General features: G+C 75.0%; 6 protein-coding genes. 4 read left to right on the top strand and 2 right to left on the bottom strand.

All coding sequences use genetic code 11. From position 1 onward, the window contains the following. Nucleotides 1-343: 343 nt before the first annotated feature. Nucleotides 344-1,216, top strand: a complete 873-nt coding sequence (locus tag VR45_RS35165) for a tetratricopeptide repeat protein (protein WP_045943980.1) — start codon at nt 344-346, stop codon at nt 1,214-1,216. Nucleotides 1,217-1,336: 120 nt separating this feature from the next. Here VR45_RS35165 and VR45_RS35160 read toward each other — a convergent pair whose 3' ends face one another. Continuing rightward, nucleotides 1,337-2,707, bottom strand: a complete 1,371-nt coding sequence (locus VR45_RS35160; protein WP_078897184.1) for a DUF1015 domain-containing protein — start codon at nt 2,705-2,707, stop codon at nt 1,337-1,339. A 93-nt stretch (nt 2,708-2,800) separates the two neighbouring features. Between VR45_RS35160 and VR45_RS35155 the strand changes: the two genes are divergently transcribed. Next, a complete protein-coding gene (locus VR45_RS35155; protein ID WP_234326464.1) occupies nt 2,801-3,421 on the top strand; it encodes a tetratricopeptide repeat protein in 621 nt (206 codons plus the stop codon). Nucleotides 3,422-3,523: 102 nt separating this feature from the next. Continuing rightward, nucleotides 3,524-4,567, top strand: coding sequence for an HAD-IIA family hydrolase (locus VR45_RS35150; RefSeq protein ID WP_045943977.1), 1,044 nt, complete (start codon nt 3,524-3,526; stop codon nt 4,565-4,567). Nucleotides 4,568-4,613: 46 nt separating this feature from the next. Here the strand turns inward: VR45_RS35150 and VR45_RS35145 are convergent, their stop codons facing one another. Then, complete coding sequence (locus VR45_RS35145) at nt 4,614-4,961, bottom strand: SCP2 sterol-binding domain-containing protein (RefSeq protein ID WP_045943976.1); 348 nt, start codon at nt 4,959-4,961, stop codon at nt 4,614-4,616. Between the two features lie 185 nt (nt 4,962-5,146). Here VR45_RS35145 and VR45_RS35140 point away from each other — a divergent pair. Continuing rightward, the coding region (locus tag VR45_RS35140) for a hypothetical protein (protein WP_159394466.1) at nt 5,147-5,518 on the top strand (372 nt) is incomplete at its 3' end.

Below are 5,518 nucleotides of genomic sequence, written 5' to 3'. Positions count from 1 at the left end.
GGGCGACCGCCCGACCGGTGGTGGCTTCCGTCGCGACGACCGCCCGAGCGGGTTCCGTCGTGACGACCGTGGTGACCGTCCCTCGGGCGGCGGCTTCGGTGGTGGCCGTGACGACCGTGGCGGCGACCGCGGTGGGTTCCGCCGTGACGACCGTGGTGGCGACCGCCCCTACGGCGGCGGTGGCGGCGGCTTCCGCCGTGACGACCGCGGCGACCGCCCCTCGGGCGGCGGCTACGGCCGTGACCGGGACGACCGCGGCGGCTACCGCGGCGGCCGCGACGAGCGCGGCGGCGGCCGGGACTACCAGGACGACCGCCGGGGCAACTACGAGCCGGTCAAGCGCCTGCCGATCCCCGAGGACGTCACCGGCTTCGAGATCGACGCGGATGTGCGCCAGGAGCTCAAGAGCCTGCCCAAGACCCTCGCGGACGATGTCGCCCGCAACCTGGTGATGGTCGCCCGGCTGCTCGACGACGAGCCGGAGGAGGCCTACCAGTACTCGCGCGTCGCGCTGCGGCTGGCCTCCCGCGTCGCCGCCGTCCGTGAGGCGGCCGGTTTCGCCTCCTACGTGACCCAGCGCTACTCGGAGGCGCTGACCGAGTTCCGCGCCGCCCGCCGGATGACCGGTCGTGCGGACCTGTGGCCGGTGATGGCCGACTGCGAGCGTGGCCTGGGCCGCCCGGAGAAGGCGCTGGCGATGGCCGGCGAGCCCGAGGTGAAGCAGCTGGACAAGGCCGGCCAGGTCGAGATGCGTCTCGTCGCGGCCGGTGCGCGCGGTGACATGGAGCAGTTCGACGCTGCCGTCGTCACCCTGCAGAGCTCCGAGCTGGCCTCGTCCGCGGTGCACCCGTGGACCGCGCGCCTGCGCTACGCCTACGCCGAGGCGCTGATCGCCGCCGGCCGTGGCGACGAGGCCCGTGACTGGTTCGCCAAGGCGGTCGAGGCGGACACCGACGGCACCACCAACGCCGCCGAGCGCCTCGCCGAGATCGACGGTGTGGAGTTCATCGACGCCCTCGACCCGGAGCTCGCCGAGGAGGAGGCCGAGCAGGCCGCCGAGCCGGCCGCCCGCAAGGGTGGCGAGGCCTCGGACGAGCGCGTCATCTTCGAGGACGAGGAGGACGTCGAGGAGTTCTACGACGAGGACGACCTCGAGATCGACGAGGAGTTCGACGGCGTGGTGCCGGAGCGTTCCGCCGACCGCGACGACAAGTAGTCGACGACCCTGACCGCCGGCGAGCGCCGGCGGTCGGGGCGCGTCACGAGTGAGGCCCTGCCGCACCCCGGGAGATCCGGGGTGCGGCAGGGCCTCACTGCGTTCGGCGCCGCTACGGCGTCAGCCCAGCTCCAGGTTGCGCAGCACCAGACCGGTGGCCGGCTTCGGGCCGAAGGAGGTGGACTTGCGCGGCATGGTGACGCCCTGTTCGGCGAGTCTGCGGACCACGCTCTCCCGCACGGGGTGCAGCAGCACGGCCGTGCCGCCACTGCGGGCGGCCTCGCGCTCGGCGGCGGCCGCGGTGTGCAGGTAGCCGATGTCGTCGGGGCCGTCGGGGACCCGCCAGGTGTGGTCGAGCAGTGTGGCGTGCAGGACGGTGGCGTCCAGGTGGCGCCACTCCTCGGGCTTGTCCTGCGGCACGGTGGCGTCGAGCAGGGCCTCGTCGGGGTCGGTGACGAGGTGGTAGACGCCGTCCCCGCCGGTGAGCAGGAAGCCGCTGCCGCCGTTCCGCTTCTGCTCGGCGAGCGTCTGCAGCGCGCCGTCCAGCGGGCCGGGGACCTCCTTGATCTGCCACTGGCCGCCGAGCCGGGCCAGGGCCTCTTCGACCGGCAGCCGGTAGAGCACCCGGTGGATGGCCCGCACCCGCAGCGGATAGCGGGCGGTGTCGACCAGCAGGACCAGGCCGCGGTCCCAGGGGCTGCGGGGCAGGTGCCGGTGCTCGCGCTGGAGGCGCAGGTACATCTCCCAGCGGTGGTGGCCGTCGGCGATGAGGGCGCGGCAGGTGGCCAGGTCGCGGCCGATCTCGGCGATCTCGGCCGGGTCGGTGACCGCCCACAGCCGGTGGTGGGTGCCGTCGGTGGTGGTCGTGGTGAGCAGGGGCTCGGCGCGGACGGCGCGTTCGATCACGGCGGACGCCCCGCCGCTGCCCCGGTAGGTGAGCAGCAGCGGTTCGAGGTTGGCCCGGGTGGTGCGCATCAGGCCGACCCGGTCGGCGACCGGGCGGGGCATCACGTCCTCGTGGGGGAGGACCACGCCGGCCTCGCTGCCGCTGACGGCGAGGGCGCCGATGAGTCCGCGCTGGAGGACCTCCGCGCTGCCGTTGGCGGCGGGGACGCGCTGCTCGTACACGTAGAGGGCCGGCTCGGGGTCGGCGGCCAGGACGCCTTCGCGCTGCCACTCGCGCAGCAGCCTGGCGGCGTGCCGGTAGCGGGTGTCGCGGTCGGGGCGGTCGCCGGTGTCCTCGGGTTCCGGGCGCGGCAGGATCAGCCGGACCACGTTGTGCGGGTCGGCGGTCTCCAGGTCGAGCCTTCGGCCGGGGTCGACGACGTCGTACGGCGGTGAGGTGACGGCGGCCAGGGCACCGACCCGGTCGGGGTCGTAGCGGAGGCCGCGGAACGGGGACAGGGACAGGCCTGCGGTGGCGACGTGGCCGGGATTGCCGGGGCCGCCCTGCGGAGACTCCACTCCGCTTTCTGCACTGGGTGTGCTCATTCTGGGCATCGTAATCGGGTACGCGTTGTTCAGAGATCGGAACACCCGTGCCGGTCCGGTGGCCGGGTGTCGTGACCGAGGGCGAGGTTCGGGGTGGACGAGCGCGACGAGCGGGTGGACGACGGCGCTGGTGGCGGTGCGGACACCGGCGGCGGCGGGACGGCTCCGGCCGGGCAGCAGCAGCGGTCGGGCGAGCCTGAGGGGGACGTCTACGAGTGGTTCCGCCGGGGTGCGCGGCTGCTCGCCCAGGGGAACCCGGCGGCGGCCGAGCAGCTGTTGACGCGGGCGGCCGCGGCCGAGCCGGACTCGCGCAGCATTCGGGAGGCGCTGGCCCGGGCGCAGTTCGACGCGGGGTCGTACGCGGCGGCGCTGGAGAACTTCCGGACCGTGGCGCTGGCCGATCCGTCGGACGACTACGCTCAGTTCGGGTGGGGTGTGGCGGCGGCCCGGCTGGGCGATTTCGAGACCTCCGCCGAGCACTTGGCGCTGGCCGTGGCGATGCGGCCGGAGAACGACCACTACCGGGCCGCGCTGCGGCAGACCCGCGCGACGCTGGCGGCCCGGGCCGGGGCGTTCGGTCCGCTGCTGCCGGGGGCGCCGGGTTACCTGGAGCCGCCGGCCGGGGCGGACGGACCGGGGCCGGGAACCGCGGCGGACCAGGGAACCACGGAGGGTCCGGAGCCGACCGGTGATCGGGGCCGGCACGACGGCTGAGCCGGTGCGGTGTCCGACAGCCGCGGTTCCGGCCACTGCCCGGGCTCCCGACGGACGAGTACGGACGAGTACGACTGATGCGATGAGTGAGGTAGAGCAGGCATGACCGAAACGGCCACCACCGTGCGACGGACCGCCCCGGGCGGCAGCGAGCTGCCGCTGACCGAGGCGTACGACACGGCGCTGCTGGACCTCGACGGCGTGGTGTACGCCGGCCCGAACGCGATCGAGTACGCCGTGGAGTCGCTCGACGCGGCCCGCGCCGCCGGGATGCGGCTGGCGTATGTGACCAACAACGCCTCCCGGCCGCCCCGGGTGGTCGCCGAGCACCTGACCGAGCTGGGGGTCCCGGCCGAGGCCGCGGACGTGATCAACTCCGCCCAGGCCGCCGCCCGGGTGCTCGCCGAGAAGCTGCCGGCCGGCGCGAAGGTGCTGGTGGTCGGCGGGCTCGGTCTGGAGGAGGCGCTGGCCGAGCGCGGCCTGGTCGCCGTCCGGACCCTGGCCGAGGAGCCGCTCGCGGTGGTCCAGGGCTTCGACGCCTCGGTGGGGTGGACGCACCTGGCGGAGGCCTCCTACGCGGTGCAGTCCGGGCTGCCGTGGGTGGCGTCCAACACCGATGTGACGGTGCCGACCGCGCGCGGGATCGCGCCGGGCAACGGGATGCTGGTGGCGGCGGTGCGGGCGGCGACCGGGGTGGAGCCGGAGGTGGCGGGCAAGCCGTTGCCGCCGATGCACCGCGAGACGGTGCTGCGGACCGGGGCGAAGCGGCCGCTGGTGGTCGGTGACCGGCTGGACACCGACATCGAGGGCGCCTTCAACGGCGGGGTGGACAGCCTGCTGGTGTTCACCGGGGTGACGACGGCGGCGCAGCTGCTGGCGGCCCCGGCCGAGCACCGGCCGACGTACCTGGCGGAGGACCTGCGGGGCCTGCTGACCGCGCACGCGCCGGTCACGGCCGGGGCGGGCGGCGGGTTCGGCTGCGGCGGCTTCGTCGCGGTGGCGCAGGACGGCGTGCTGCGGCTGGAGGGTGTCGGGGCGGACCGCTGGGACGGTCTGCGGGCGCTGTGCGCGGCGGCCTGGACGGCGCTGGACGCGGACGGCGTGCCGGTGGACGGGCGGAAGGCGCTGGCCGAGCTGGGGTTCTGAGCCCGGAGCCGTCGGTCGGTCGGTCGGAGGTCGGTCGACGGCCGGGTCAGAGCAGGGTGCGCAGCCGCAGCAGGTCGCGGAAGCCCGCCTCCAGCTTGACCCGGCCGCCGACCCAGGCCGAGGCGAAGTTGAGCCGGCCGCCGACCAGGGCGAGCAGGTCGTCGCTGCTCATGGTGAGCCGGATGTCCGCCTTCCCGGTGGGGCTGCCGGGGTGCTGCTCGACGTCCTGGATGCTCCCGGCGCGCAGCCGCCCGGTGAAGGTCAGGTCGAGGTCGGTGATCCGGCAGCTCAGCGAGCGGTCGAGGCCGGCCGCCGTGCGCACGTCGCCGGTGGACTTGGCGAGGTTGCGGCTGAGCTGCTCCAGCGCCTCGCGGCACTCCTCGGCGTTGGCCATGGCGGTGGATCCCCTCCCCGGACGGGCCGCCGCGCCCCGGCGGGTGGCGGGGTCCGGTGGCGGCCGACTGCCGGGCCACGGTACCGCAGGAGGGTTTTGGCGGTAGCGTCGTCGGTGGGATGCCCGGATCCGTCCGGGCACCGTGGCGACGGAGCGACGCGCGCAGGCGAATGGGAGGCACCCGGATGCTGCCGAGGACGGTACGAGGAGCGGTGGCGGCCGCGGCCGTACTGGTGGAGGAGGTCGGCAAGCGGGTCGTCGGAACGGCGGCCGGTCTGCTGGAGAAGGGCGGCATCGACGTCACGGAGGTGGAGCGCCGCTTCGGCGGGCAGTTCCCTCCGTCGGCGCAGTCGTTGCAGACGCTCGCCGAGGAGGCGGTGACCGCCGGGCGGGCCGGGGTGGACCTGGCCGTCGGGGTGGCGCGCGGCGAGGTCGAGAAGGTCTTCGAGAAGGTCGGCGACCAGGTGACCAAGGTGGGCGTGGTGCTGGCCTACCTGGAGAGCAAGCTGCGCGAGGTCGAGGGCGAGGACGAGGGGGCGCGGCCGGAGCAGGCCGGG

Origin of the sequence: Streptomyces sp. NRRL S-495 (assembly GCF_000966955.1) — a bacterium.
In the GTDB taxonomy this organism is placed as follows: Bacteria; Actinomycetota; Actinomycetes; order Streptomycetales; family Streptomycetaceae; genus Kitasatospora; species Kitasatospora purpeofusca.
This window is presented reverse-complemented; position numbering and strand designations above follow the sequence as displayed.